The organism is Microbulbifer maximicatervae (SeqCode), assembly GCF_052467615.1.
Map to the genome: position 1 here is coordinate 2,019,784 of NZ_CP174319.1, position 25,683 is coordinate 2,045,466.

General features: G+C 47.4%; 24 protein-coding genes and 1 pseudogene. 15 read left to right on the forward strand and 10 right to left on the reverse strand.

The features are described 5' to 3' along the window. Nucleotides 1-15 precede the first annotated feature (15 nt). Nucleotides 16-897 (reverse strand): LysR family transcriptional regulator, encoded by an 882-nt coding sequence (locus ACJJIM_RS09120; RefSeq protein WP_444897299.1) that lies wholly within the window; start codon nucleotides 895-897, stop codon nucleotides 16-18. A 122-nt stretch (nucleotides 898-1,019) separates the two neighbouring features. On the opposite strand from ACJJIM_RS09120, the gene ACJJIM_RS09125 reads away from it, so the two are divergent. The 3 genes from ACJJIM_RS09125 to ACJJIM_RS09135 all read left to right on the forward strand — a co-directional run bounded on the left by ACJJIM_RS09125 (nucleotide 1,020) and on the right by ACJJIM_RS09135 (nucleotide 2,790). Then, a complete protein-coding gene (locus tag ACJJIM_RS09125) occupies nucleotides 1,020-1,694 on the forward strand; it encodes a type 1 glutamine amidotransferase domain-containing protein (protein ID WP_444897300.1) in 675 nt (224 codons plus the stop codon). Between the two features lie 60 nt (nucleotides 1,695-1,754). After that, nucleotides 1,755-2,207 (forward strand): DMT family transporter, encoded by a 453-nt coding sequence (locus ACJJIM_RS09130; protein ID WP_413665794.1) that lies wholly within the window; start codon nucleotides 1,755-1,757, stop codon nucleotides 2,205-2,207. A gap of 283 nt (nucleotides 2,208-2,490) precedes the next feature. Next, nucleotides 2,491-2,790, forward strand: coding sequence for a putative quinol monooxygenase (locus ACJJIM_RS09135; protein ID WP_444897302.1), 300 nt, complete (start codon nucleotides 2,491-2,493; stop codon nucleotides 2,788-2,790). 139 nt (nucleotides 2,791-2,929) lie between these two features. On the opposite strand, the gene ACJJIM_RS09140 is transcribed toward ACJJIM_RS09135, so the two are convergent. The 3 genes from ACJJIM_RS09140 to ACJJIM_RS09150 form a co-directional block, all read right to left on the reverse strand. Then, entirely contained in the window at nucleotides 2,930-3,451 is a 522-nt protein-coding gene (locus ACJJIM_RS09140; RefSeq protein ID WP_444913061.1) for a MaoC/PaaZ C-terminal domain-containing protein, read from the reverse strand. An 82-nt stretch (nucleotides 3,452-3,533) separates the two neighbouring features. Continuing rightward, complete coding sequence (locus tag ACJJIM_RS09145) at nucleotides 3,534-4,394, reverse strand: HpcH/HpaI aldolase/citrate lyase family protein (protein WP_444913062.1); 861 nt, start codon at nucleotides 4,392-4,394, stop codon at nucleotides 3,534-3,536. Further along, a complete protein-coding gene (locus tag ACJJIM_RS09150; RefSeq protein WP_444913063.1) occupies nucleotides 4,391-5,704 on the reverse strand; it encodes an acetyl-CoA hydrolase/transferase family protein in 1,314 nt (437 codons plus the stop codon). Before ACJJIM_RS09150 ends, ACJJIM_RS09145 begins: the two co-directional genes overlap by 4 nt. Before the next feature lie 528 nt (nucleotides 5,705-6,232). On the opposite strand from ACJJIM_RS09150, the gene ACJJIM_RS09155 reads away from it, so the two are divergent. After that, on the forward strand, nucleotides 6,233-7,603 hold the full coding sequence (locus tag ACJJIM_RS09155; protein ID WP_444913064.1) for an NAD-dependent succinate-semialdehyde dehydrogenase: 1,371 nt from the start codon (nucleotides 6,233-6,235) through the stop codon (nucleotides 7,601-7,603). A gap of 28 nt (nucleotides 7,604-7,631) precedes the next feature. After that, complete coding sequence (locus ACJJIM_RS09160) at nucleotides 7,632-8,267, forward strand: SDR family oxidoreductase (RefSeq protein ID WP_413665800.1); 636 nt, start codon at nucleotides 7,632-7,634, stop codon at nucleotides 8,265-8,267. 10 nt (nucleotides 8,268-8,277) lie between these two features. Here the strand turns inward: ACJJIM_RS09160 and ACJJIM_RS09165 are convergent, their stop codons facing one another. The 3 genes and pseudogenes from ACJJIM_RS09165 to ACJJIM_RS09175 form a co-directional block, all read right to left on the reverse strand. Beyond that, a complete protein-coding gene (locus ACJJIM_RS09165; RefSeq protein WP_444913065.1) occupies nucleotides 8,278-8,904 on the reverse strand; it encodes an anaerobic ribonucleoside-triphosphate reductase activating protein in 627 nt (208 codons plus the stop codon). Continuing rightward, a pseudogene (locus ACJJIM_RS09170) lies at nucleotides 8,897-11,170 on the reverse strand (ribonucleoside triphosphate reductase). The gene ACJJIM_RS09165 and the pseudogene ACJJIM_RS09170 overlap by 8 nt, the downstream one beginning before the upstream one ends. Before the next feature lie 188 nt (nucleotides 11,171-11,358). After that, a complete protein-coding gene (locus ACJJIM_RS09175) occupies nucleotides 11,359-12,249 on the reverse strand; it encodes a LysR substrate-binding domain-containing protein (RefSeq protein WP_444913066.1) in 891 nt (296 codons plus the stop codon). 122 nt (nucleotides 12,250-12,371) lie between these two features. On the opposite strand from ACJJIM_RS09175, the gene ACJJIM_RS09180 reads away from it, so the two are divergent. The 4 genes from ACJJIM_RS09180 to ACJJIM_RS09195 all read left to right on the forward strand — a co-directional run bounded on the left by ACJJIM_RS09180 (nucleotide 12,372) and on the right by ACJJIM_RS09195 (nucleotide 15,427). After that, complete coding sequence (locus ACJJIM_RS09180; protein WP_444893893.1) at nucleotides 12,372-13,064, forward strand: FMN-dependent NADH-azoreductase; 693 nt, start codon at nucleotides 12,372-12,374, stop codon at nucleotides 13,062-13,064. 562 nt (nucleotides 13,065-13,626) lie between these two features. Next, the gene (locus tag ACJJIM_RS09185; protein WP_444893894.1) at nucleotides 13,627-14,226 is read left to right on the forward strand and encodes an HD domain-containing protein; all 600 of its coding nucleotides are present in this window, start codon (nucleotides 13,627-13,629) and stop codon (nucleotides 14,224-14,226) included. A gap of 8 nt (nucleotides 14,227-14,234) precedes the next feature. Further along, nucleotides 14,235-15,023, forward strand: coding sequence for a YwqG family protein (locus ACJJIM_RS09190; RefSeq protein WP_444893895.1), 789 nt, complete (start codon nucleotides 14,235-14,237; stop codon nucleotides 15,021-15,023). Nucleotides 15,024-15,055: 32 nt separating this feature from the next. Next, nucleotides 15,056-15,427, forward strand: a complete 372-nt coding sequence (locus ACJJIM_RS09195) for a VanZ family protein (protein WP_413665805.1) — start codon at nucleotides 15,056-15,058, stop codon at nucleotides 15,425-15,427. A gap of 7 nt (nucleotides 15,428-15,434) precedes the next feature. Here ACJJIM_RS09195 and ACJJIM_RS09200 read toward each other — a convergent pair whose 3' ends face one another. Both ACJJIM_RS09200 and ACJJIM_RS09205 read right to left on the reverse strand, forming a co-directional pair. Beyond that, a complete protein-coding gene (locus tag ACJJIM_RS09200; RefSeq protein WP_444913067.1) occupies nucleotides 15,435-17,879 on the reverse strand; it encodes an ATP-dependent DNA helicase in 2,445 nt (814 codons plus the stop codon). Next, complete coding sequence (locus ACJJIM_RS09205; RefSeq protein WP_444913068.1) at nucleotides 17,870-19,531, reverse strand: VRR-NUC domain-containing protein; 1,662 nt, start codon at nucleotides 19,529-19,531, stop codon at nucleotides 17,870-17,872. Before ACJJIM_RS09205 ends, ACJJIM_RS09200 begins: the two co-directional genes overlap by 10 nt. 268 nt (nucleotides 19,532-19,799) lie before the next feature. On the opposite strand from ACJJIM_RS09205, the gene ACJJIM_RS09210 reads away from it, so the two are divergent. After that, on the forward strand, nucleotides 19,800-20,945 hold the full coding sequence (locus tag ACJJIM_RS09210; protein WP_444913069.1) for a hypothetical protein: 1,146 nt from the start codon (nucleotides 19,800-19,802) through the stop codon (nucleotides 20,943-20,945). A gap of 36 nt (nucleotides 20,946-20,981) precedes the next feature. Here ACJJIM_RS09210 and ACJJIM_RS09215 read toward each other — a convergent pair whose 3' ends face one another. Next, nucleotides 20,982-21,413 (reverse strand): hypothetical protein, encoded by a 432-nt coding sequence (locus tag ACJJIM_RS09215; RefSeq protein ID WP_444913070.1) that lies wholly within the window; start codon nucleotides 21,411-21,413, stop codon nucleotides 20,982-20,984. 441 nt (nucleotides 21,414-21,854) lie between these two features. On the opposite strand from ACJJIM_RS09215, the gene ACJJIM_RS09220 reads away from it, so the two are divergent. The 5 genes from ACJJIM_RS09220 (at nucleotide 21,855) to ACJJIM_RS09240 (ending at nucleotide 25,646) form a co-directional block, all read left to right on the forward strand. After that, on the forward strand, nucleotides 21,855-22,286 hold the full coding sequence (locus tag ACJJIM_RS09220; protein ID WP_444913071.1) for a hypothetical protein: 432 nt from the start codon (nucleotides 21,855-21,857) through the stop codon (nucleotides 22,284-22,286). Between the two features lie 160 nt (nucleotides 22,287-22,446). After that, a complete protein-coding gene (locus tag ACJJIM_RS09225; protein ID WP_444913072.1) occupies nucleotides 22,447-23,568 on the forward strand; it encodes a 4Fe-4S dicluster domain-containing protein in 1,122 nt (373 codons plus the stop codon). Further along, nucleotides 23,565-24,053 carry a cyclic nucleotide-binding domain-containing protein gene (locus ACJJIM_RS09230; RefSeq protein WP_444913073.1) on the forward strand — a complete coding sequence of 163 codons (489 nt, stop codon included), beginning with the start codon at nucleotides 23,565-23,567 and terminating at the stop codon, nucleotides 24,051-24,053. Before ACJJIM_RS09225 ends, ACJJIM_RS09230 begins: the two co-directional genes overlap by 4 nt. Continuing rightward, the gene (locus tag ACJJIM_RS09235) at nucleotides 24,043-24,852 is read left to right on the forward strand and encodes an FAD/NAD(P)-binding protein (protein WP_413665812.1); all 810 of its coding nucleotides are present in this window, start codon (nucleotides 24,043-24,045) and stop codon (nucleotides 24,850-24,852) included. Before ACJJIM_RS09230 ends, ACJJIM_RS09235 begins: the two co-directional genes overlap by 11 nt. After that, on the forward strand, nucleotides 24,828-25,646 hold the full coding sequence (locus ACJJIM_RS09240; protein WP_413665813.1) for an oxidoreductase: 819 nt from the start codon (nucleotides 24,828-24,830) through the stop codon (nucleotides 25,644-25,646). The genes ACJJIM_RS09235 and ACJJIM_RS09240 overlap by 25 nt, the downstream gene beginning before the upstream one ends. Nucleotides 25,647-25,683: the final 37 nt, after the last annotated feature.

The window sequence follows — 25,683 nt, forward strand, 5'->3', positions numbered from 1 at the left end:
GAATCCAACCGCTTTCTATTCCACCCAGTCAGAAAAGTAATCAACCAAGTAGTCAATCGCCATTCGCGCTCGCATGGGTAAAAAGCGACGATTCTGATACACGATCCAGCTACTGGCTCCGCTCCCACAAAAAGATTCCAAGATAGGCTCCAGTAAGCCCTCTTGAATTGAACCACTGAAACTGCTTTTGGGCATATAAGCAATACCCAGGCCTTGCTCGCAAGCTTTCACGATCGCATGGGCATTATTTGTTCTCCAGCGCCCACTAACCTTTACGCTTACAGGTTCTCCATTCAGGTCAAAAACCCATTCATCATTGTTAGCCACCAAGCAACTCTGCGTTTTTAGTTGATCGGGGTGATTGGGAATACCATTCTCTTTCAGGTAACTCGGGCTTGCGACGGCCATCATTTGGCGGTCGGCCAGTTTACGAGCAACTAAGCCGGAATCCTCAAGGCGACCATAGCGTATGGCAAAATCAATCCCATCCTCGACAAAATTGACCATCCTGCTATTGAAGTCCATGTCGATTTTCAACCCCGGGTGTTTCAAGCCAAACTCCATCAGGGCAGGGGCAACATATTGCTCAGCAAAGATACCAGCACCGCTAACTCTTAGTGTTCCATTGAGCTGAAACTGTTGCTGGCTAACCTGCTCATTCGCCTGTTGAAGGCCAATCACTAACTCTTTACAGCGCTGGTAATAGGCGGTCCCGGCCTGGGTCAGACTTACCTGACGTGTTGAGCGGGCCAAAAGGGATGAGCCCAAGCGCTCCTCCAGGCGGGAGACCTGCCTACTCACATGGCTAGTACTGCAGCCAAGTTGCTTGGCAGCCGCTGAGAAACCTTGGCTTTCTGCCACCGCTACAAACTCGACTATGCCGTCAAAATTTTCCATGTTTCTCAATCTCGATTATTGCCATTCTGCAAAGGTATTTAACAGATTTTACGCATTATCAGCAGAAGAGGGACAATCTACAATCCCTCCCCACTGAATGCTGACCAACAGAGGAAAGAAACATGAAGAAAGTACTTATTCCAGTGACCAACCACGCCACTCTTGGTGAAACTGACCAGGCAAATGGCACCTACTCACCTGAGTTGACTCACGCGATTCACGTATTTATGGAGAGTGGGCTCGACTATGACATCGCCTCAATTAAAGGGGGAAAAGCACCACTCTATGGCACAGACATCGAGGGTGACGACATCAACCAGAAAGTGCTCAATGATTCAGATTTCCAAAACCGTATCAATAACACCATCCCTATGAGCCAGCTGAATACTGCAGACTATGATGCAGTATTCTACCCCGGCGGATTTGGTCTGCTTTCTGACCTGGCAACTAACGATGACTTCGCAAAGCTAAGTGCCGAGATCTACGAAGAGGGTGGCACATTGGCCGCAGTGTGCCACGGCCCCGCTGGTTTCCTGCCTATCACCCTGAGCAATGGCGAAAAGCTTTTGGCTAGCAAGTCTGTCACCGGCTTCACTCGTGAGGAGGAAATTGACTTCGGCACCATTAATGACATCCCATTTTTACTGGAAGAATCTTTGGCGAGGGGCGCTGCCCGCTACAACAAAGTACAACCTTGGCAGGAGTTTGTTATTGAAGATGGGCGAGTGATTAGTGGCCAAAACCCGGCAAGTGCGCACGGTGTTGGTGTTGCTATCGCCAAACAGCTTGCCAGCTAATACATGGCCTGGCCGGCCCCTCTGGGGTCGGCTCGTGATTCTAAGTAGAGGTGTCCCGTAGTGCAAAATGCAGTTATCTACCCGTCTCTAATGCTTATTGCAGGCATTGGTATACCGGTAATGGCAACGCTAAATAGTGGTCTCGGTATTAAGCTTGGTAGTTCAGCCCTGGCAACTACACTGCTATTTCTCGTTGGACTTGTAATCTCCGCGGCCTATCTCTTGAAAACGGAGGGGTTACCCAGTGCTGTTTTTAGCAAAGATATTGCCTGGTACTTTTACTTGGGTGGGATTCTAGTAGCTTTCTATATATTGAGTGTGACTTGGGTGTCGCCAAGGTATGGCGTGGGTAATGCAGTATCTTTCGTTCTTCTGGGGCAACTGCTCGCCATTAGCGTTATCGACCATTTTGGGTTACTGGGTGCGCAGCAAACCAGTTTGGATACCAAGCGCCTTATCGGTCTCGCCATGATGGTTGTTGGCGTACTGTTGGTAGTAAAGCGCACGTCTTAAGGAGCCTCTGAATAACTCCGTGATACCTCTACCTCTGGCTCACAATCAAGGCACGGCTTCGCAGGAATGTCTAGACCTTTCAAGAAGTCGCAACGCGGAGTGTGCATCGCTCTGCAAGCCCCGAAGGGCGGGCCTTGAAGGCCACAGCTGCTGCGTTGCAGCTCTTGCAAAGGGCTACGGCCATTCACGGCGAGCTGCGCCTAACATCTGCAGCCTTCAAGACCGCAGAGTTATTCAGAGGCTCCTTAATTTCACAATAAAAATCGTTATGTACTGAGATCATATGACTAATTCAATCGTTATGGCAAAAGTCACAGTCCGCCCACAATATACTTCTCAGGCATCAGCACTTTTAATCGAGCTGGCGTGTAAGTCAGAACAAGAGTCTGGCTGTTTATCCTATAAAATTTTACCCTCACTGGATGAAGGCAATGTTTTCACTACACTAGAAGTTTGGGAGTCTTCTGAAGCTGAAATGAAGCATTGGAATACAGATCACTTAAAAACCATCATTGCAAAGTTGAATCCACTTCTTGCTGCGGAGGCAAGAATCGAAAAATATACGGAGGTAAAAACTATCTAGCACAACCGTTATTTTATATTGCAACTTTTTGTAATCTTACTTTTACAACATCAATACCTTCATTTTCATTGAAGTGAGTCTAATCGGACATCATCTTAAAGAAGTGCATATATACCAATGAGATAGCCCTTCTGTTAGGTTATTTTTTGATCTCATAATTAGGAGCGTGGCCTTTCTTATAAACCAGTACTGTTCGCTGAAAGCTCATAAAAGTATCTCCTCGCTGATTAATACCACGGGTTTCTACGCTAACAATACCCTGTGTTGGTCTAGACTTGGACTCACGCTTAGAAATGACCTCACTTTCTGCATAAACCGTGTCACCTTCAAAAACAGGTTTGAGCAGTTTAACTTTGTCCCACTCAAGATTGGCAACAACTTTCTTGCTAATAGTATTTACAGTCATACCCGTGACAATAGCCAATGTCAGAGTACTATCTACTAATGGAAGGTTCCATTCAGTGCTCTCTGCGTAATGGGCATCAAAATGGAGTTGCGCCGTATTCATAGTTAACAGGGTCATCCAGGTATTGTCTGTTCGCGTCAATGTCCTACCTGGGCGGTGCTCGATAATGATACCTTCTACAAAGTCCTCGAAGTAGAAGCCAAAATCTTCGCGATATCGATTGTTGTCAATCTGTTTATAGGGGTTAAATTCCATTTAAGATTGCCTCCTTGATTGAGTGATTGTAAGTTCGCTTGGATATACCCGGAGCACTGGCAGATTTGCGCTGGAGTAGCCTTTAGCTAAGACTATTAAATTTTGAGATTATTTGCTGAGCCTTAGAGTAGATCGGGATATCTATCATTCGGCCTTCATATTGGCAGGCTTTACCTGAGGATTCATTGTAGATACGAACGATTTCCTTTGCTTCTTTATACTGGTCTAGTGTGGGCCTAAAAGATAACTTGATAGTTTTTACCTGTTTAGGGTGAATAGCTGCCTTGCCACTAAAGCCAAGCGATTGAGCCTCATTGAGTTCATTAACTAGTCCACCTTCATCCTTAAAGTTAAAATAGGGGGAGTCATAGCAAGCTATCTGTTTGAGCGCGGCAGCTTCGACCATTTTCATACGCGCCCATATGAGTGCTTGTGGGGTGCATTCACAATTCAGATCGGCTGCATAATCAGCGGCCCCAAACATCAAACCTTGCAACTTTTCAGAACTGCAGTTAACGATATCATATAAATTGGATGTTCCTTGAGCGGTTTCAATTAAAGCTATAATCGAAATATCCTTATAGGCTTCGCTCAAGAGTTCATTGAGAAGGTTGATATCATGTTGAGATTCTGTTTTCGGATAAAGCACCACATCTATAAATGGCTTTTTATCAATAATTTCGGCCAAATCTTTTATTCCATTGATCGTTGACAAACTATTTATCCGAATTGCACTTATAACACCATTCGACCTTGGCCTTGAATAAAAATCGATCGCGATATCCCTGGCTCTATCTTTGTCCTCCACTGGTACGCTATCTTCAAGATCAACAATTATTCCATTTGCCCCAACTTCAGACGCCTTAGCAAAGCGTTCCGGTTGGTTTCCTGGGGTGAATAACAATGCGGGGAAAAGCTTTAAACTGATCATTTTATCGCTCAAATAAAGTTCTGCTCTTTGGCCTGCTCCAATAAGCTCTTACGGAATTTAGGGTGTGCGATTTCAATCAAGGCAAGGGTCCGCTCTGTAGTTGATTTCCCCATCAGTCTGCAAGATCCGTACTCGGTTACCACGTAATCGATGTCTAACCGAGAGTCTGTGGTTATAGATTTCAAACGTGGAACTATCCTGGAGGTTTTACCACGCTGTGCCGTTGAGCTACTGGCCAGAATAGTCTTCCCATTTTTTGAGTAGTAAACTCCCCTCACGAAATCCAGTTGCCCCCCAACACCCGAGAATTGATGTCCAATGAATTCCGCATTGACCTGTCCACTGAAATCAATCTCAATAAATGAGTTAACTGAAATCATATTATCGATCTGGGCTATTATTTGGGGTTCATTCACATATGACACGGGCAGGCAGAACATAGATGGATTGCCATCTATAAAGTCAAATAGTTCTTTGTCTCCAGCTGCAAAAGTGAATACGCTCACATGAGGGTTAACTGTCTTTCGGGCATTAGTTACTGCTCCAGACTTAATAAGCTTAATCATACCTGGTGTTATTACCTCAGTATGAATGCCCAAATCTTTCTTTTTAGTTAGTTGTTCACACACTGCATTCGGAATAGCACCAATACCCATTTGGATAGTTGCGCCATCAGGTATTAACGGAACAATGTAGTCACCAATTTTTCTATCTAAATCGGTAATCTCTTTTGGAGATTCCTCCGCTAACTCCATATTATTTTCAACAATGGCATCCACTTCACTAATGTGCAACAAGGTGGCCCCCGCTGTACGTGGCATATTTTCATTTACTTCCACAATTAATCGATTTGCGTGGCGCGACAACTCAATAGCATAATCACCATTAGTGCCAAAGTTGAAATAACCATGCTTATCCATCGGCGCAACAGTTACAAGAAAAGCATCTATTTTAACTTGCTCTCTGATTATTTGAGGATATCGACTAAAAGATATAGGGACATAGTTAATATATTTTTCCCCTTTTGAAAATCCAGCATTTGCTAATTTAACTTCGTCTTTAGTTAGCATTGAAGAGTAAGGCCTAACCCGGTCCATTAGATCTTCTTGAAAAATTGTTTCCGTCGCAACCTTCCCACAGCGCATATAATAGACTTTTAAATGTGTGATAAATCCATTTCGAATATGCTTCTCTAGTGCTGAAAGTAGGGCTGGTGGGCTAGCGGTGCGCATGCCGATAGAAATAACGCTATCGTCTGGGATTAAATTAACTGCTTCTTCAGGTGTTAGCTGTTTCTTTTTATACAGGGCGTTGTTATCCATAGTAGATTAACCGATTATTTGGCCACACTGTGATCCTTGAAGAGGCTGCTGTCGCTCTTACGGTCCTGTTACAAAGACGCTAATAAGTAGAAAACGTTCATAGACCTGCAATCAAGCACTAATAAGGAAGTAAGAGCTACTAAGCCCTGCGATTATAGTTTGTGAATTAAAGCTTGTTTCAAAAGGGCTAGTGACTTAACGATGAATATCATGCAGCTTGTTTGAGCAGATTCAATTCTATGCAGTCGGTATGTTCTAAAAGCTCCGCAGTTGACCTTTATGCCACGGTGGTATTCGTAAAGTACCTAAATCTCTTAATGGTGTTCCATTAGCTTTAAGTGCTATTCACCAAAGATTACAGCCTGTCAGCTGTCTATAAGAAAGAATGATGTGACTTTAGCTGATCTATCAAGCAGTGGTATGCCAAACCTCAGCAACTACACTTTTGCAAACACTCGTAGATGCCGCACTGGTACTATTCCAAATAGTTCTTTAGCGGTTCCTAAAGCAACCGTTGGAAGTCTATTCATGACAAAGTCAAAACGTCCACTGATTTCCGTCAACCCCTTGAACGGTAAAACTCTGAAGACTTATCACGAAATGTCACAAGAGGATCTCGACAAGGCGATCGGTCGCGCAGACAAAGCCTTTGTAAGCTGGAGAAACCGAAGTTTTAGTGATCGAGCAGTGATACTAAAGCGGGCAAGCAACCTATTTGAGGAGCGATCTGAAGAACTTGCCCGCCTGATGGCGTTAGAGATGGGTAAGAAGCTCAGTGATGGTCAAGGTGAATTGGCACTTTGTGCTGAAATTTTTGACTACTACGCCGAAGAGGGCGAAAAAATCCTAGCTCCACAGCAACTTTCCACCCGCGAAGGGGAGGGTACTTTAGTCTTCCAGCCCTTAGGAGTGGTCTACGGCATTCAGCCATGGAACTTTCCCTTCTACCAACCGGCTCGCTTTACCGCCGCCAACTTGATCGCCGGCAATGTTGTACTTACTAAACATGCCTCTAATGTTCCCCAGTGTGCCGAAGCCTTCGCACAGCTGTTGTTTGACGCAGGGGTACCGGAAGGGGTCTATACCAATCTACCGATCACTTCCGGTGGGGCTGCCCCCATTATTGATGACGATAGGGTCAAAGGAATCTCCTTTACTGGTAGCAATTCCGCCGGGGCAATGGTCGCAGAGCAAGCTGGCCGCAATGTAAAGAAAACTGTTATGGAGCTGGGTGGCGTTGATCCATTTATCGTGCTCGAAGATGCGGATATGGATTTAACGATACAGCGATTTGCGGAGGGAAAGCTGGGCAATTGCGGGCAGATATGTTTGGCTGCGAAGAGAATCATTCTAACGGAGCCCATTGCTGAAGAATTCCTAGACCGCGCTACCAAGCTGTTCCAAGCGCTGAAACCCGGTGACCCTCTTGTAGAAAGCACAGATTACGGTCCGCTATGTACTGAAAAGGCTGCTGAGCAACTGGAGGATCAAGTCAGCAAGTCCGTTAAGGCTGGCGCTCAATTGCTAGTGGGAGGTAAGCGCAATGGCGCATTTATTGAGCCGGGTATATTAACTGAAATACCTGCTGGTTCCCCGGCAGCAGTAGAGGAGTTATTCGGCCCCATCGCTTGTGTTTGGGTGGTTCCCGATGAGGAGGCAGCAGTTAAGCTGGCTAATGACAGCCCCTTTGGCCTGGGTGGTTCTGTCTATACCCAGGATCATGAAAGGGGGCGCCGTGTCGCGGAACAGTTGGAATGTGGTACTGCCTTCGTGAACCATGCCGCTTCAAGCTACGCCAGTATGCCTATGGGAGGAGTGAAGAAATCCGGCTATGGCCGGGAGCTGGGAGAGCTAGGTATTAAAGAGTTTGTCAATCAAAAACTGATACGGTACTTCTAAGTAGCGCAATATAGACGTGGGCATAGCAATGAAAGTACTTGTGGCGGGTGCTAACGGTGCAATCGGTCAAATCCTTGTGGGTAAACTTGTCGACAAAGGGCACGAGGTAACCGCTATGGTCCGCAAAGAGTCCCAACAAGATAATTTGCTTAGTACAGGTGCGCGCCCCATTCTTGGAGATCTGACAAAGAAGGAGTCCCTGAACAATGCGGTAAAGGGGCAAGATGCAGTCATATTTGTTGCGGGCTCCAAGGGGAAAGCATTGGAGTCTGTCGATCGGGATGGTGCTATCCATCTTTGTGATGCAACGAAAAGCGCGGGTATCTCGCGCTTTATTCTATTGAGTTCCATTTTTGCCGGGCGACCAGAGCAGGGGCCTGAAAAGCTCCAACCCTATCTAAAAGCCAAACATATAGCGGATGAATATGTAAAAGAAAGTGGCCTTGATTACACGATATTGAGACCTGGTGCCCTAACTGACACCTTGGGAACGGGGTTAATCAGCATAAGCGATTTATTTGCTGGACCAGACATAGAAATCAGCCGAGCCGATGTTGCAGAGGTAATTACCACTGCGCTAGATGAGCCTAAAACGGTCGGTGCGGTTTTTGAATTCATTGGGGGCGAAACCCCGATTCCTGACGCATTAGCACAGCTAAACTAGGTTTTATCATTCAAGTTAAGAACCTCAACGTCTGATCTATAGCTTGCTCACTATTGCAGCGCTGGACCTCCAACTTTTCAATACCAATACCGCTAAGTTTCTCCCGTATTTGGTTCAGTTCAGCATCAGTTGTAAGACTCGGATGCCTGGTAAGGCGCACTTGCAAAGGTACACTGGATTGAGCGAGAAGCTCCGCACACTGCCAGGGGGCCACGCCACTGCCATCGACACCCGTAATGGAAGGGTAGTTTTCCGGCATTGCTTTGACATCCAACCCCACCCAATCAAGACTTTGGATCAGGCGTTCCAGCCTGCGGGGGTAGATTCCCGCAGTATGAAGCCCGACCTTGAATCCCAGATCCCTGACTTGGGCAATCGCCGGTTCCAGGGCACTCTGGGCGGTGGGTTCCCCACCGGAAAATACAACGGCATCCAGCAAGCCCCGGCGACTGTCTAAAAATGTGCGGATCTGATCCCAGTCATAGGCACTGGGTGCTCGCGCAGGCAGTAGATCGCCGTTATGGCAGTAGCGGCAGCGCCAGGGACATCCCTGGCAAAAAACCACCGCTGCCAACTCGCCGGGGAAGTCGATTGCCGTAAACGACGTGAATCCACCGACACGTAACTTATTACTCATAAGTTTTTAGTGCATTCCTGCTGTTGTCCGCCACAAAGAATTGGCGCTCCCGGTGCTCTGATTGTTTTCCCGGATTCCAAAATGAAACTGGGCGGTGGTACCCCATTACCCGGCTCCATACCTCGCAGCGGGTGCGATCTTCTTCTCTCAAAAAAGTATCTTGTTGGCTCATGGTCTTTCTCCTTGAAAGTATGGTTTAGTCGCTACAACAGGAATGCTCACGGGCCAGGAGAGCTTCGTCGCAGCGTGGGCAGAATTCGTGTTCGCCACTCAGATATCCATGGACCGGGCAAATAGAAAAGCTCGGCGTCACAGTGATATAGGGCAGGCGGTAGTTTTCCAGAGCACGCCGTAGCAAGCGGCGGCAACTATCGGCATCAGGCAACTGCTCGCCCAAATAAAGATGAAGCACAGTGCCACCGGTGTAACGGGATTGGAGGGATTCCTGTCGAGCCAGGGCCTCGAAGGGATCATCGGTAAAGCCCACCGGCAGCTGGGATGAATTGGTGTAGTAGGGCGCTTCACTACTACCTGCCTGCATAATACCTGGGTAACGTTTGCGATCTTCGCGGGCAAACCGATAAGTAGTGCCCTCTGCCGGAGTTGCCTCCAGGTTGTAGAGATGTCCGGTTTGTTCCTGGAATTCAGTCATGCGCATACGGATATGATCGAGTAATTGCTCGGCCAGTTCTTTCCCATCTTCCGTAACTACACTTTCGTTATCCCCACTAAAGTTTCTCAGCATCTCATTGATGCCGTTCACCCCGATCGTGGAGAAGTGGTTGCGCAGAGTCCCCAGGTAGCGGCGAGTGTAGGGAAATAAACCTGCATCCATATGCCGTTGGATGACTTTCCGTTTCACTTCAAGGGAATCACGGGCAAGTATCAGCAGTTTGTCCAGTTGGGTGAGCAGAAGCTGCCAGTTTCCTTTATAGAGATATCCAAGGCGGGCACAGTTGATAGTTACTACGCCGAGCGAACCTGTCTGTTCGGCGGAGCCAAAGAGGCCGTTACCACGCTTTAACAATTCGCGTAGATCAAGCTGTAAGCGGCAGCACATGGAGCGAACCATGTTTGGGCTCAGGTCTGAATTTATAAAGTTTTGAAAATAGGGCAGACCGTAGCGAGCGGTCATGGCAAACAGCCGCTCAGCATTTTCGCTCTCCCAAGGAAAATCCTCACTGATGTTGTATGTGGGAATAGGGAAGGTGAATACCCTACCGCGTGCATCCCCCTCGCTCATGACTTCGATATAGGCGCGGTTGATTAGATCCATTTCTTCTTGCAGGTCGCCATAGGTGAAGGGCATTTCCTGACCGGCAATCACAGGCACCTGCTCGCGCAAATCCTGGGGGCAAACCCAATCGAAAGTGAGATTAGTAAAGGGGGTCTGGGTGCCCCAGCGAGATGGCACATTCAGGTTGAAGATCAGCTCCTGAATGCACTGGCGTACGGTCGCGTAGTCCAGCTGGTCCTTGCGCACAAAAGGCGCAAGATAGGTATCGAAAGAGCTAAATGCCTGCGCGCCCGCCCATTCGTTTTGAAGTGTTCCAAGAAAGTTAACAATCTGTCCGACCGCGCTGGTCAAGTGGGCCGGCGGTGCCGATTCGACTTTTCCCGGAACACCATTCAAGCCTTCATGTAATAGCGTGCGCAGCGACCAACCTGCACAATACCCAGCCAACATATCCAGGTCGTGGATGTGTAAATCGCCATCCCGATGTGCTGCGCCGATCTCAGGGGAATAAACATGATTTAACCAATAGTTGGCAATCATCTTACCTGCGCTGTTCAGGATCAATCCCCCAAGGGAATACCCCTGGTTCGCATTGGCTGCAACTCGCCAATCCGCTTGCTCTAAATACTCTTCAATAGAAGCACCGACATCCACCAGTGTTTGCCGATCAGTGCGCATTTGCGCATGCCGCCCCCGATAAGCGATATAGGCGCGGGCAGTATCAATGTAATCGTTATTGATCAATACCTGCTCAGCAATATTCTGAATCTCTTCAATATCAATGGGCTCACCACTATCAAAGCGGTGCTTGATCACTTTTAGGACAGATTCGGTAAGTTGTTCCGCTTCCTGTTGATCAAAAGATTCCGTTGCCTGGCCAGCACTGAGAAGAGCCAAAGTGATCCTGCGAGCATCAAAAGCCAGTGTCCTGCCATCTCGCTTACGCACCAACAGTTGATCTGAACTTACCTGCGAAATCTGTTCTGAAGCTGGTGCGGCTTCGCTGTCGGGTATAGCGGTACTGGTCATCGGACTTCCTCACAATTTGTGGGAAGAGCATATCGAAGAGACAGGAACACCAATTGATCCAGATCACTATATATGGCGCATTGATTAATAGATGAACACAATATGTTGTGCTCTTGGTGTGGACTTAGATTAGGTACATACCTACTCTCGGCAAGTCCGAAGGCGAGTTCAGTGCCAGTCGGATGTACCTAACTATAGGGAGAATCGCGAAGTGCTTCCTTCAGCCAGGTTACGAAAGCCAACACATTTCCATTTCTTGAATGGCGGCTAGGTATTAATGCGGAATAGGTAAATCCCTCAATCCCTGAAAGCTTGGAGCCTCCTCTATAGGGAACCAACCATTGGTTACGTAAAGCATTTTGAACAAGAAGCGAGCTAACTAACGCAATACCCTGGCCAGCTAAGGCGGCCTGGATTACATGATGCTCCTGGTCAAACTGCCGCACGCGAATGCCATCGAAATTTCTATTGAGGAGAGTTTGCCAGTACAGCGGTGGAAGTGATGGATTGACCCATTTTGTTTCCAGAAGTTGAGCTTCAGAAATATCCCTAATCTGAGTCAGGTAGCTTGGTGCAGCGTAGACGCCGATTGTTTCGGTGACCAAGTGGAGAGCATTTTTTGTACTTTCATCATATTTCCCGTACCGAATAGCGATGTCGATGCGTCTATCTCGCTCGATATCACTCACTTCTTCCCCGGTCACTACTGAAACAACGATATCTGGAAATTTCTGATAAAAATTCTCCAGATGGGGCACAAGCCACATAGCAGCAAAGCTTGATGTAGCACTGACGGTCAGTGTTTTCTTTGAACTCGTTATTTCATTCACAGCTTCAGCGAGCTGCTGAAAAATTTGAGAGGTAGTTTGAGCGAGCATCCGCCCCTCACTGGTCAACTGCACGGCACGGGTTTTGCGCTCGAATAATGTTGTGCCCAGGGATTCTTCCAAACCCTTTATCTGATGTGATACGGCTGTCGGCGTTATAAAGAGTTCTTCCGCAGCTCTCTTGAAACTGCCCAGTCTGGCGGCGGCATCGAATACTTTGAGGGCGTGGAGGGAGGGTAGGTTTGGGTACACCGATCAGAATCTCTTATAGATGAGTTTTCCTCATCTATAAGAAGGAATAACTCGTTTGTCAAGGATACTCCCCAGCATCACCATAGATGAACCTTCAGACGGTTTAGTAAAGGTTCCAGACTATGAAAACACTATTACATATTGACGCTAGTGCCCAGAAGTGGGGCGGCTTAGCAGCACCACAAGACAGTGCGAATATCCCCAGGCATACCTCAATCTCCAAAGCAGTTGCCGCGAGTTTTGTAAGCAGCTGGCTAGAAAAGAGGCCTAAAGATAAAGTTATCCATAGAGATGTCGGTTTAAACCCACCAGGCTTTATTAATCAAGATTGGATTGCCTCTGTTTTTACGCCTGAAGCGGATCGCACCAAGGAGCAGCAGTCCTTGGTCGCGCTTTCTGACACCTTGATTGATGAGCTATCCCAGGCGGATATCATTGTCATATCCACTTCGATGTATAACTACGGCATGCCTGCCGCACTCAAGGCCTGGTTCGATCAAGTTGTTCGTATCAACAAGACGTTCACCTTTGATTTAGACCGTGGTGACTTCCCCTTAGAGCCTATTATGTCTGGCAAAAAGCTGGTGCTAATCACCTCTGCCGGAGAGTTTGGCTTTGGACAAGGAGGAATCCGTGAACAAATGAATCATCTGGGGCCACATATCCGAACCTTAAGCCACTATTTGGGGGTTGAGGAGTTCCATGAAATCAATGCGGAGTACCAAGAATTTGCTGATGAAAGGCACCGGGATTCGATTAAACGAGCTTTCCTCAAAACCCAGGAGTTAACCGCAACGTTGGCTAACTGCCTTTAAAGTTTGCCTACCAAAGCTGGCTTGCCTCCCCAATGAAGTGGCCAACGGCTTGTCAGAGTGGCCTCCCGATACTTACTATGGGGAATAGGCGCAAATAGAGTCTTTACCAGTTCTCAATTTGCATCCTGGTACAAAAGTAAATAAGAATCTGAGGATTCATGAAGCAGCGGGTATTTGGCAATTCATCGGACGACAACGGGAATATTACTTTAGCCTCTGGGAACAATTGCCGGTTGATCAGGGTTCGCAGAGACTTAATACCGAATTACCACCTCTTGGTTTTTCCAAAATCCCAGGGAGAACCAAGTAAGGAGGAGGTTAGTGAGATGGTTTCACTTGGCATTGAGCATGCAAGAAGCATTGCCGAATCAATAGTCGGTGACCCAGAAGCCTATACTCTCCTTTACAGTGGTTATAGTGCTCGACGGGAAAAAGGCTGGCATATTCATATCGTATTATTGGGGAATCGATGGAGAAAGGCATGGCTTTATTTGGTATTGGCAGGGAAAAACATTTTACAAGCTACGGGTTTTCGGAAAGATGACGCTCCGAGGGTTAGCCAATGAACCAAAATAGATGGCTCAACCTAATGGGGGCACTCAATCTTCCTGAATCACTTCAGTGCTTCGAAAAGTTAGTTTCTTCGTATGCAGAGAATCACAGGCATTATCATACAGGGCATCACATTGATGCGATGCTGAAGCACTTTGATAAAGTTGCAGAGCTTGCCGAGCACCCCCATGAGGTCGAGTTGGCTATCTGGTTTCACGATGCGATTTACAAGCCATTTTCCTCTAAGAATGAAGAAAACAGTGCTCTATGGGCAAAAAAGTTCCTGATCGATTCCGGGTATTGTCCCGCAGGAGTGGATAGGGTGTACCAATTGATTATGGCAACCTGCCACAATTACACGCCAGTTAGTATTGATGAAAAGCTAATTATCGACATTGACCTAACGATCCTGGGTGCTAGCACAAGCGTTTTCGAAGCTTATGAAAAACAAGTCCGTAAAGAATATCGACTGGTACCGATTATGATTTACAAAAAGAAACGCAGGGAACTATTAAAGGAATTTTTGTCTCAAGAGAGGCTTTATCACACTGATTACTTCTATGACAGATATGAAAAGCGTGCCAGGGCGAATATTGAAGGAAGTATATAGCGTTGTTATTGAAAGAACTTAAAGCGGTCGGTCTTGAAGCTTTTTTGAATGAAATAGAATCGCTGTGTGTTGAATGTACTACCGCTGAATTGTCTTCTGATATTATTGAGCAGGGCTCATCTAAGATTGGGGGGCACCCTGATGTCCCTGCTGACTTTGAGTGGCCATTCTATCGAGGTTTGCCTTTGGAGTTTCTCCTTCAGCTCAATTGCGCAGAAGTCAATTCACCTATCCTGCCATCGGCAGGCTACTTGCTCTTTTTTTACTGTGATGGAGTTTGGGCGGATGTGCGAGGTAAGGAAGACTTTATACGGATAATCTATATCCCAGCTGATGTAACACTCTCGAATCACCAGGCCCCCTGTATCCATAAAAAGCGCTTTGGGGGACTGTTAAAGCCAAAGAGACTACCTTCGATTTATCCTGAAAGTAAAATATCGTTCAAGCGCTCTTTTTCCCTTCCAGATTTAGGCGAGTATCCTTATGAGGAGTTAAAGATATTTGAAGAAGATGATTATTTACTTGATGCATATTGCACCCTGAAGGAAAACCTTACAGGATCAAAATTACTCCAAATTTCTGGTTACCCCAATCCAGTACAGTACGATGGTATTACTGAAGATGCGGCAAGGGTTATGGGTAAAGGCAAAGCTGAAGATTGGCAGTTGCTATTGGAACTCAATAGTCTTGGTGGCTTTATGTGGGGAGATGCAGGAAGATTGTATTTCTCTATACACAATGAAGACCTTGCGCAATTGAAGTTCTCAGATGTTTGGATGCAGATGCAGTGCCACTAGGCTAACAATGTAACCCTAATTAGTAAGTACTAATGATAATTCAACTTCCCTTAAGGCTCGTCTACAACTATTGGATTCTGCTAACAGTGGTGTTTTTGTGCATTATTACGAGCCTATCCCTGTTTCCGCTTCCCGAAGTACCCAATATACCCGGCACCGACAAAACCAATCACTTAATTGCCTATAGTGCACTGATGTTCCCCGTCGCCCTGCGCAGGCCTAGTTACTGGTGGCTAATAGGGTTATTTTTTGTACTGTGGAGCGGTGGCATAGAGTTGCTCCAACCTTACGTGAATCGTACAGGTGAGTGGTTGGATTTCGCGGCCAATACGGCGGGGATATTGAGCGGCACGCTTATCGCTTGGGTGTTGGGAAAGTTCGGGTTAAGGGAGAGAAATTCCTAAACCTGATTTAGCTTAAACTCCAGAACTGCTCCAAGTTACCGGTTAATTGATCGGTGTTACGACAAACCGCCGGTTGCCAGTGCTTGGGGAAAAGCTGCCAATAAAAAGGTTCTGAAAAGCGGCTATCTACCAGAATGATCACACCTCTATCAGATTCGGAACGTATAACCCGACCGGCAGTTTGCAGTACGCGAGTCATCCCTGGATAGCGGTAGGCGATGTCAAATCCATGGATGCCAGTGGTTTCTGCAGCATCGCGCTGTAGCTCCCGCTCAACATTAACTTGCGGGAGCCCAGTACCGACGATAATAGTGCCAACCAGCTTCTCCCCAACATAGTCAATGCCTTCACCAAAGATGCCCCCCATAATGGCAAACCCAAGGCTCTTGTTACCTTCGTTGAATCCAGACAAAAACTCAGCGCGCTCTGTCTCTCCCTGTCCCGGCAGCTGTTGTAACAAGGACACTTCCGGGAATCTCGCCTTAAAACTCTCAGCAACTTGCTCCAGGTAACGATAAGAGGGAAAAAATACCAGGTAATTTCCTGCTCGGCTGTAAAAGGTACGGGAAATAATGTCGACGAGGTTCTCTATTGAGCGGTCGCGGGCTTGGTAGCGCGTATCTATATATGGACACAGGAAGACACCCTGTTGCTGCGGCTGAAAAGGCGAGGGCAGTCTTAAGTAGGGCGACTCATGCTCTACACCCAGTTGACTATATATATAGCTAGCTGGGCGCAAAGTCGCAGAGAAGAGTATAGCGGCCTGGTTTTGCTGATAGGATCGCTGTAAAAACTGTGCAGCATTTAAACAAAGTAGCTTAATTTCCTGCTCCTGCCAGGGAGTATCCCGGTCAATCACCCGTGTGACGACTTTATGCTGACCGCAAAGCTCCTGCTCAATAACAGCGTAACGATAGACAGACCTTAACCACTCCGCTATTTCTTCCGGGGGCGACTGAGAGCTTTCTATAAGTTGGCTGACCGTGGAGAGCACTTTTTGCACTGCTCGGGAAACCGATTCTGGATTCTCTGCTTCACCTGTTGCTGCAGTGACCCAAACTTCACCCCCTTCAAAAGTACTGCGGCTTTGAGCTACACCAACTTCTTGCAATCGCTTGATCCAATTTTCAATTGCCCGAACCAGAGACTGGATACTTCTCCGCAATGTAGGAGAGTGCCCTTTGCAAGCATTAGCTGCGCGGCGACTATCACGGCGGGATAACTTTGCACTGTACATTTCCTGGGCGCGGTCGATCAAATTATGAGCTTCATCGACTAACAATGCGCGGCGATTGCGCTGGTCCTGAAAACTGGTCAGGCGTACCAAAGGGTCAAATACATAGTTGAAATCACATACCACCAAGTCTACCCAAGGCAATATTTGAAGGGAGAGTTCAAAGGGGCAGATTTGCTGCTGATCCGCCACATCAGCAATTTCTTTGGGAGTTAACTGGGGCCGGCCGAGCAGGGCATCCATTGCAACTGGAAGTCGATCATAAAACCCTCTTGTTCTCGGACAGATGCCGTCATCATCACGGGTACAAAGCCCCAGGTTACAGGCACAGGTTTTTTCTCTTGCTTGAATTTCAAGTAAAGATAACTGCAAACCACTCGCCTGAAGTGCCTCAATGGTTTCCCGCACCATTTGCCGACCGGAATTCTTTGCGGTCAGGTAAACCAGCTGATCCAGTTTTTCCTCGCCAATTGCCTTTATGGCTGGGAATAGGGTGCTGATTGTCTTACCGGTTCCCGTTGGAGCTTCGGCCACCAGCTCGCCACCGTCCCGGAAACACCGGTAGGCTTCCACTGCCAGTTGGCGCTGGCCGGGGCGGTATTGCGGAAAAGGGAAAGCGAGCTGTTTCGCAGTATCAATAAGCTGTTGCCGATGTTCCTGCCAAGCCCTGTGCCAACACAAATATTTTGTGAGAGCCTCAAGAGTGAAGGTCTCTAACTCACTAAAGGGGTACTCTATGCACTCTGTATAGGCCTTGCGCTCCTTGAGGTTATACCAGACAACTTGCAGGGCAACTGTATCTGTACCATCTGTGGCGCCTTCATTGACCAAGTGGCAATAGCCGTAAATTTTTAGCTGGGCCCAATGCAATTTCTTGGCGGCTTCGGGCAACTTCGATGGGGGTAAATAAGTGGTCTTAATTTCATCCAGCTGAGCCGGTTTATGCAAATCACTTTTCGGGTGAAAAATGTCAACCCGGCCGCTCAAAGTAACCTGCTGTTCCATCCAATCTATTTGGGTCTTGAGCTTGTATTCTGCCTCAGCGCCTTTGGGCCGCTGATTTTGTAGCTTCTGATGAGCCCGAATCCCTTCCTGGGCAGAGGGCCCAGAAGTTGGCTCCCGAATCAAATCCCCGCTGCGGCAGGAGAAAGCGACTAGCTCTCCCACAGAAAGATTCAAAGTCTCAGCCGGCTCTAAGCTATCCAAAGCTAGTGCCATTCCACATGAATTACCCGATGAGGGATCGCCTCTTCAGCAAAAAACGCCAGCCAGCGTTCTTGGTTTTTCTGTAAGCGATCCCCAGGACCTTTAACCTCCACGAGTTCATAGTGACCGGAGGGAGTAAAGCAAATAAGGTCTGGCAGCCCATTTCTATTCTGTGTGATGTCACTGAGCATGCGAGTAAAAATTGAACGCCAATGACTTGGTGGGATTCTATCCAGCGCCTCCTCAAGTAGTTCTGTAGACAAAGCCTCCCAAGTAACCAAAGGGTTGGCAATACCTTGTTTCTCAGCAAAGGTAGCGAGGACACGGGACTTCAAAGACTCATGCTCTATTTCAGCCAATCGCTGGGTGAATAGCGCTTGACGGGAATAGTAAAAATCCGCGGTGCGAAAATCAGCTGGGGCTACCTGGAAGGGATTGAAAAAAGCACCAGGCACAGGTGCAAATAGTATGTCCCAAATATAGAGGCCCAACACACCGGTGAATAGGGTGTTCTCTACATAAAAACACTCACCACCGCTAGAACCTTCAAGGTGCTCTGCCACCAGTAGCTCAACACAGCTTTCCCCCTGCGCCAAACTTATCACTTCAGTGGGGGCTTGGATTTTATGAGGTGCCTGCCAATTGTTGAGGCCTCCACTTCGTTTGGCTGTGCGGTAACCAAAGCTAAGAGCAAACTCTCTTTCTGCCTGGTCCATAGGGGAAGCTATTATTTCCTCGCATATTTCCAATGCTAGAGTGTCGTACCCTTGCTTTACGGCAATTCGTGCGCGGCGCTCACGGGCGGGAGAGGTTTTACAAAGTTGATATAGTGCATCGGCCTGCTCAAGAGCATTGAGCCGCTCAAGCTGCCGTGCCAACTTAAGACGTATTCTGTCCAGCCGACGAGCCAGGGTTGAGTCACCATCAATACCTTCTGGCAGTTGAGCAGATAAGGCTATTATGGCTTCTGCATCTTCCAGTAATGGCTCTTCTAACAGCTCCAGGCATTGATAGTAAAGCAGATACTGATCAATTTGTGCCCGGCTTTGAAAGGGGAGATTTTGCTTATCCAGTGGATAGGATTCATAGCGATAAAGCCCAAGATCCCGTAATACATGATCAGTAAGGTCCTGATTCAAGTTGCCAAAGTAACACAGTTTAAAAGTCTGGAAATGTTCGGCACCCTGGACGGCTAGTACCCTGTCCTGAGAAAGCAACTTCACAAACCAGTCACTCGAATTGGAGTCTTCAAGCAATAGTTGCTCGAGGGAAGGCCGGCTGAGAGACTTGGATATACCCGAGGGTCCTGCCGCAAGCAATTCAGCTTTGGTAAATAGTGGTAGATATTCTTGTGCCGTTAGCACCGGATTAAAACAAAGTAGTCCAACGCGATCCAAAACAGCTGCAGCACTTTCAATGCTTTCTATCTCACCATAGCTAAGCTTCTCCAGGCGGAAAAGCGATCCTCTAGAGGAAGGTACTCCTTTACGGGACAACAAACGCACATAGAGCCGCTGGCTATAAATATCCAACTCTTGGAAGGTTTTAAAAAAATTTTGCTCAGATGTGGTGATAAGCCAGGAATAATGTTGGCTAACAAATTCAATCAACGCTTTGAAGTTGTCCAGGTAGTAGCCAGTTGGCAATTCTATCGGTTGGGTCATGGCACAAGCGCTAGTTTTTCGATCTATCTATCGTCGATACCGCACACCAGTTCCTTATGACGTGATATGCAAACAATGAGGCAGAGGTTACTTTGGGCTGTATGGTTATACAGCAAGTTGGCCCGGTGAACAAACAACAATCCCAAGCTTTCTTCTTAGTTATTCAGTCATTTTTTCCTATGGCAACTCCCTTGATGCCCATCCAGGCTTGCAGTCGAGGCTTATAAGCAGTCGCCCCATAAGATTTAAGCAATAAGGGATTACCTCTATGAAAGTGACAAATTCTGTGACTGCAGGCGCGCTATTTGCCGCCAGCGTATCTGCTCTAGCTGATAATAATGTCACCCTGGTATTCCAGGAAGGTACTGGCAATAGTGCAACTTCTGATCAGTCCGATGGTACTGTGCATAACAACTTGATTGTTCAGACCCAAATCGGCGATTTCAATGACTCGGATGCATCCCAATTTACAGGCACTTCTGAAAGCACTATTGAACTGGTGCAGACGGGAAATTTGAATCAGGCCTCAGCAGTGCAACAGAATGCAACGCAGCTTACTACGTCCTCCCTGACCCAGAATGGCAGTGATAATACAGCGACCTTGCTGCAGGACGATGCTCAATTCAGCGCCTTCACCGGCACTCAGGCGGGAGACTTGAACGACATCCAAGTCCGGCAACAGGAAGATGTTACTTCCACCACACTTGTTGCATCTCAACAGGGAATGTCTAACACGATGATTCTGGATCAGCGTATAAGGGTGGATAGTACTAGCGCCATGTTCAACCAAGTTGGCGACTCCAACCTCGCCATTATGGATCAGGATAGGGATGTAACCTTTACCTTTGCTATGGCTAGCCAAACGGGCTCTTCCAATCTTTTGGATATCGAGCAGGATGAAGTCACGACGACGAGCACTGCAATAATAACGCAGATAGGTGATTCGAATACTGGAAGAATAGAACAAGAAACTGATGTTTCAGCTGCTACTGGGATAGTCACCCAGATTGGTGACAATAATATTGCAAATGTGGATCAGGAGAATATTACCTCAAGCAGCGGTGAGGTAATGCAAACCGGCTCTTCTAATACGGTAAATCTTGATCAAGGGAACGAAAATATTGCCGCTATTGAACTTATTTCCTGCACCACTCTAGTAATCCAAGATGGTTCAAACAATACAGCACAAATAGATCAGGGGCAGGACGGGTCTTTGCTCACCAGTTCATTGATACTAAATCAGTTTGGCGATTCTAATTCTTCCCAGATTAATCAACATAGCGGTATTAGCAGCAGCATTCTTGCGACACAAAACGGCACTTCCAATACTCAAACAATCTCTCAGGTTGGCAGTGGTGAAATCGCATTAACCACGCAAACTGGCACAGGTAATGTAGGCAATACCTTCCAATAAACCACTAACTGAAAGAGGTTAAGGCTAGCTTAGATATTATTTAAAATATCTCATCACCTTTTGATATCGGTATACAACGTACCAAGTAAAAAATATCACTGAAATCCAAATCATAGTAATGATTTGGATTTCCAGTACCGACATATTGAACTCATGGATGACGGAGAAAAATTCAAATACGTCAGTGCAGATTAAAATAGGCAAATAGATACGCCAAGCATTTGAGAAGGCAATCCTTTTCGAGAAGGCCAATCCAAACAAAGCAACAAAAAATACAATATAAACTACCAGACTAAAAATCATCCACCAAATAGGGAGGTCCCACTCATCGGCGGCGAAACCAAGATATTGGGAATAGACTTCCAGCGGAGCGAGAATAAAAAGGAGCACCTTCCAACCCGCACTGGGTTTGTAGTGTGGAATAGAGTCTGTAAGGGGGCTATCTGGTGTCTGATACATATCCTGCATCTCGAAACGTCCTTATTATTTACCACTATTCCAGATAGGCACCAATTACCAATCCGAAAGTTACTTCTCGCCATTCCCTGAGCTAAATTGAGATGATCATTACTTACCAGTTAGGCTCTCTGACTATCAAAATTTGAACAGCGAGGATATTGTCTGCAGTTTCAAAGTCAATAGTTGGTACATATAGTTTATCGATAATGTGAGGCAGCTCATCGCATAAATGTGACAACATAGCCTGCTTTTTCGTAGTGTTAGCAAGGTAAAGCAATGATGTCAATCTTTAAGCTCTGAATGCCAAAGACTAAACGATAATCGGCAAACTACTTCTACATTTGGGCTGCAGTAATTAATAGCCGGCAAGAATTGCTTATAAATGCACTTATCCATAGGATTGAAGTCGCCGACAGTTTTTAATTTCAAAGGCCAATAAAAGGGCAGAGCGTGCAAAATCCTTATCAAGCACCTGAGAGCGAACTCGATAATCGCCCCGCCGTCTATAGGCCTAGTGTAGGCTGGAAAATTGTCTTTTTTATCCTTCTACCACTGGAGCTGTACTCCCAATATACGGTCTTGACCGATGGCTCCACAGGCATCCCCTTTTGGTGGTTGGTAATCAGCTTGGTTGTTTCCTCCCTTTTCTACGTCGTATTGTTTGGATTAGCGTTTGCCAAGAGAATAGGATTCGAACAACTTTGGATCTTTTTTATTCCAGTTATAGTGCTTATCGATATTTTTGAATTTTCTTTACTCGCCATCAACTTAAACAAGCTCGGGGCAGGTGTAGCCCTTGTGATGGCAAGCACAGCGCCAATCATCTTGCTTAGATGGTATGTCGTATATAAGTATCAGAAGGTTATGAAATACTTTGCCTAAAGGATGCACCCCTCCTCAATAAGGACTCAGAGCTATAGCTTTTCTCTAAACTTTATTCTTAGCATTTTGGCACTTTTGTCTTAGTGCAATTAGCCAGTACAGACCTAAAAATCAGTAGGTCACCAACTACTGCTCTTTCGGAGCCGGCTCTCGGCTATTCGTGGAAATACTTAAACTGGCAGCGAATGACCTGGATTGTTTGATTCAGGCAATTCGCAGTGAAGGATACCAGCTCTTTGGCCCGATACTGCATAACGGGGCTATTACCTATGGTGAGATTGAAACTCCCACAGATCTTCCCCAAGGATGGACGGATCAGCAAGAGGCGGGGCAATACCGGGTGGAGCACCGCAATGACAAAGCTTATTTTGGCTACGCCGTTGGCCCCCACTCCTGGAAGCAGTTTCTTCAGCTGCCCCAGCGCCAGCTCTGGAGCGCTAGCCGCTCTGGAGAAGATGTTCAGATTCTGGAAATTGAAGAGCCTCCGGTCAAGTTAGCGTTTCTCGGTGTTCGCAGTTGCGAGCTACACGCCATTGCTATCCAGGACAGTGTCCTCGCACAGGGGGATTACGCCAACAGTAGCTATAAGGCACGTCGAGCACAGCTGTTCACTATCGCTGTGGAGTGCACAACAGCAGCAAAGACCTGCTTCTGTACCTCAATGAACACAGGCCCGCAGGTGCAACTGCCCAGTGATCTGGTAATCACCGAAGTTCTGACCTCCGATGCCCACTTCTTCCTCATACGCAGCGGAAGCCCTCAAGGCGACAGAGTGTTAAAGCAATTACCCACTGTTGACGCATCAGAAGCGGAGAAACAAGAGGGGCAAGCTGCCGTTCAGCAAGCCGAAAATCAAGTGAGTAACGGTCGCCGCAGCTTTGACAGCTCTGACCTAAAGACACTGCTTTATCGCAATTATGACAACCCAAACTGGGATAAAGTCGCGGAGCGCTGCCTCTCCTGCGCCAATTGCACTATGGCTTGCCCCACGTGCTTCTGCTCGACCGTTGAGGACACAACAGATTTAACCGGAAATGAAGCACAGCGCTGGGAGCGTTGGGATTCCTGCTTTACGGCTGAGTTGAGCTATTTGTCTGGCGGCCCGGTAAGGGCGGATACCCGCAGCCGCTATCGACAGTGGATGACTCACAAACTGGCCACTTGGTATGACCAATTTGATAGCTCTGGCTGTGTCGGTTGTGGACGTTGTATTACCTGGTGCCCGGTAGGCATCGATATCACGGAAGAGATACAGAATATTCGCGTCCAGGAACAAAAATGAAAGTTGTCACCACCTTACTCAAGGAGCACCCTTTCTTTATCGGGTTGGCAGACAAGGACCTGGCATTCCTCTCCGGGTGTACAAGCAATAGTCACTATAAAGAAGGCGAATACCTTGCCAGGGAAAACACTCCAGCTAACCATTTCTTCTTAATTCGATCTGGACGTGTCGCCGTAGAAACTTTTGTCCCCAACTATGGGCCCCTTTGCCTGATGACACTGCATGGTGGAGATATATTCGGCTGGTCCTGGCTGTATCCTCCCTACTTGAGTGCCTTCGATGCCCGGGCCCTGACCTCAGTTCGCAGCCTTAAACTTGGCGGGCAGTGCCTCCGAGATAAGTGCGAAAAAGAACCGAGACTCGGTTTCGAGCTGATGAAACGGTTTACCAAAGTTGCTACAGAGCGACTGCAGGCAGCACGAATACAGTTGTTGGACCTTTACGGGCCACATCCGTCACAGGGAATCCCTCGCTGTGATCCCTGAATTATGGCGTGTTACCCATCGGCGCGAAGAATTTCCTGGCACTGTCACTCTATCCCTGACACGAGAGGCTAGGGGCCCATCACCCATTCAGCCCGGGCAATTCAATATGCTTTATGCCTTTGGTGCCGGTGAGGCTGCTATCTCCTTGAGTGGCCCCAGTGCGTCATCCGCTGAGCCACTTACCCATACGATTAAAGGCCAGGGACTGGCAACCCAAGCGCTTTGCAAACTGGAAGTTGGTGCGCAACTGGGTATCCGGGGACCATTCGGGCAGGGGTGGCCAACTCACTTGGCGGAAAATCGCCCCTTAGTGATCATCGCCGGCGGACTCGGGCTAGCGCCTTTACGGCCCCTGATCTACAGCTTTCTTAACGGACACTTGCCGGCCAAGAGCCTACAAGTTTTCTATGGGGCGCGTCGGCCCGAAGAATTGCTTTACCAGCCAGAGCTTGGTCACTGGCGCAGATCATTTGAACTGGTGACATCTGTGGACCACGCCAGCACAGACTGGAACGGGCATATTGGTGTGATTACCGACCCTCTGCGTGTCACTCATTTGGAGTGCAATGATGCTTTAGTGTTTGTGTGTGGACCGGAGATCATGATGCGCTTTTGCATACAGGTTCTTCTCCATAAAGGTGTGGATGAATCCAATATCTATCTATCCATGGAGCGCAACATGAAGTGTGCCATTGGAATCTGCGGCCACTGCCAGTGGGGACCTAACTTTGTTTGTAAAGATGGCCCTGTCTTTTGCTACCGGAATATTCGCTCATGGTTTCAAATCAACAGCCTATAGCGAGTAGTAATCCTCCCCCCAAACTTGCAGTCTGGAAGTTCACTTCCTGTGATGGTTGCCAACTGAGCCTATTGGATTGTGAGGATGAGCTTCTTTCTTTGGCAGCCCAGGTAGATATCGCCTATTTCCTGGAAGCTTCCAGTGAGGTGAAAGAGGGCCCTTTTGATATCTCTCTCGTCGAGGGCTCCATTACCACGCCAGCAGATGAAGAGAGAATCCTAGAGGTCAGACGTCAGTCCCGCTTTCTAATCAGTATTGGCGCCTGTGCAACAGCTGGAGGGATTCAGGCACTTCGCAACTTTGCCGATGTGCAGGAGTTCACCGATGTGGTCTATGCCCACCCGGAATATATCGCCACTCTCAAGGAATCCACACCAATATCAGGGAGGGTACCAGTGGACTTTGAATTACAGGGGTGTCCTATCAACAAGCATCAATTGCTTGAAGTAATCAGTGCATTCCTACACCGGCGAGCCCCCCAGATTGCCAATCACTCGGTGTGTATTGACTGTAAATTGCGCGGCAATGTTTGTATCTGGGTTGCCCACGGCACCCCCTGTATGGGGCCTGTTACACACGCGGGATGTGGCGCTATTTGCCCCAGTTACAACCGTGGTTGCTACGCTTGCTACGGTCCCAAGGAAAATCCCAACACCGAATCACTTTGCCATTGGTGGGATGAAAAACTAAATGTAGAAAATACTTTAATTGTTGAAAACCTTAGGAATTTCAATCCACTAGCACCTTCTTTTAAAGTACAAAGTGAGGATAGGCAAGAAGATGGGGAGCGGTAACCCCCCGAAACATTGGTGATTAATCTGCCTCCAGGTG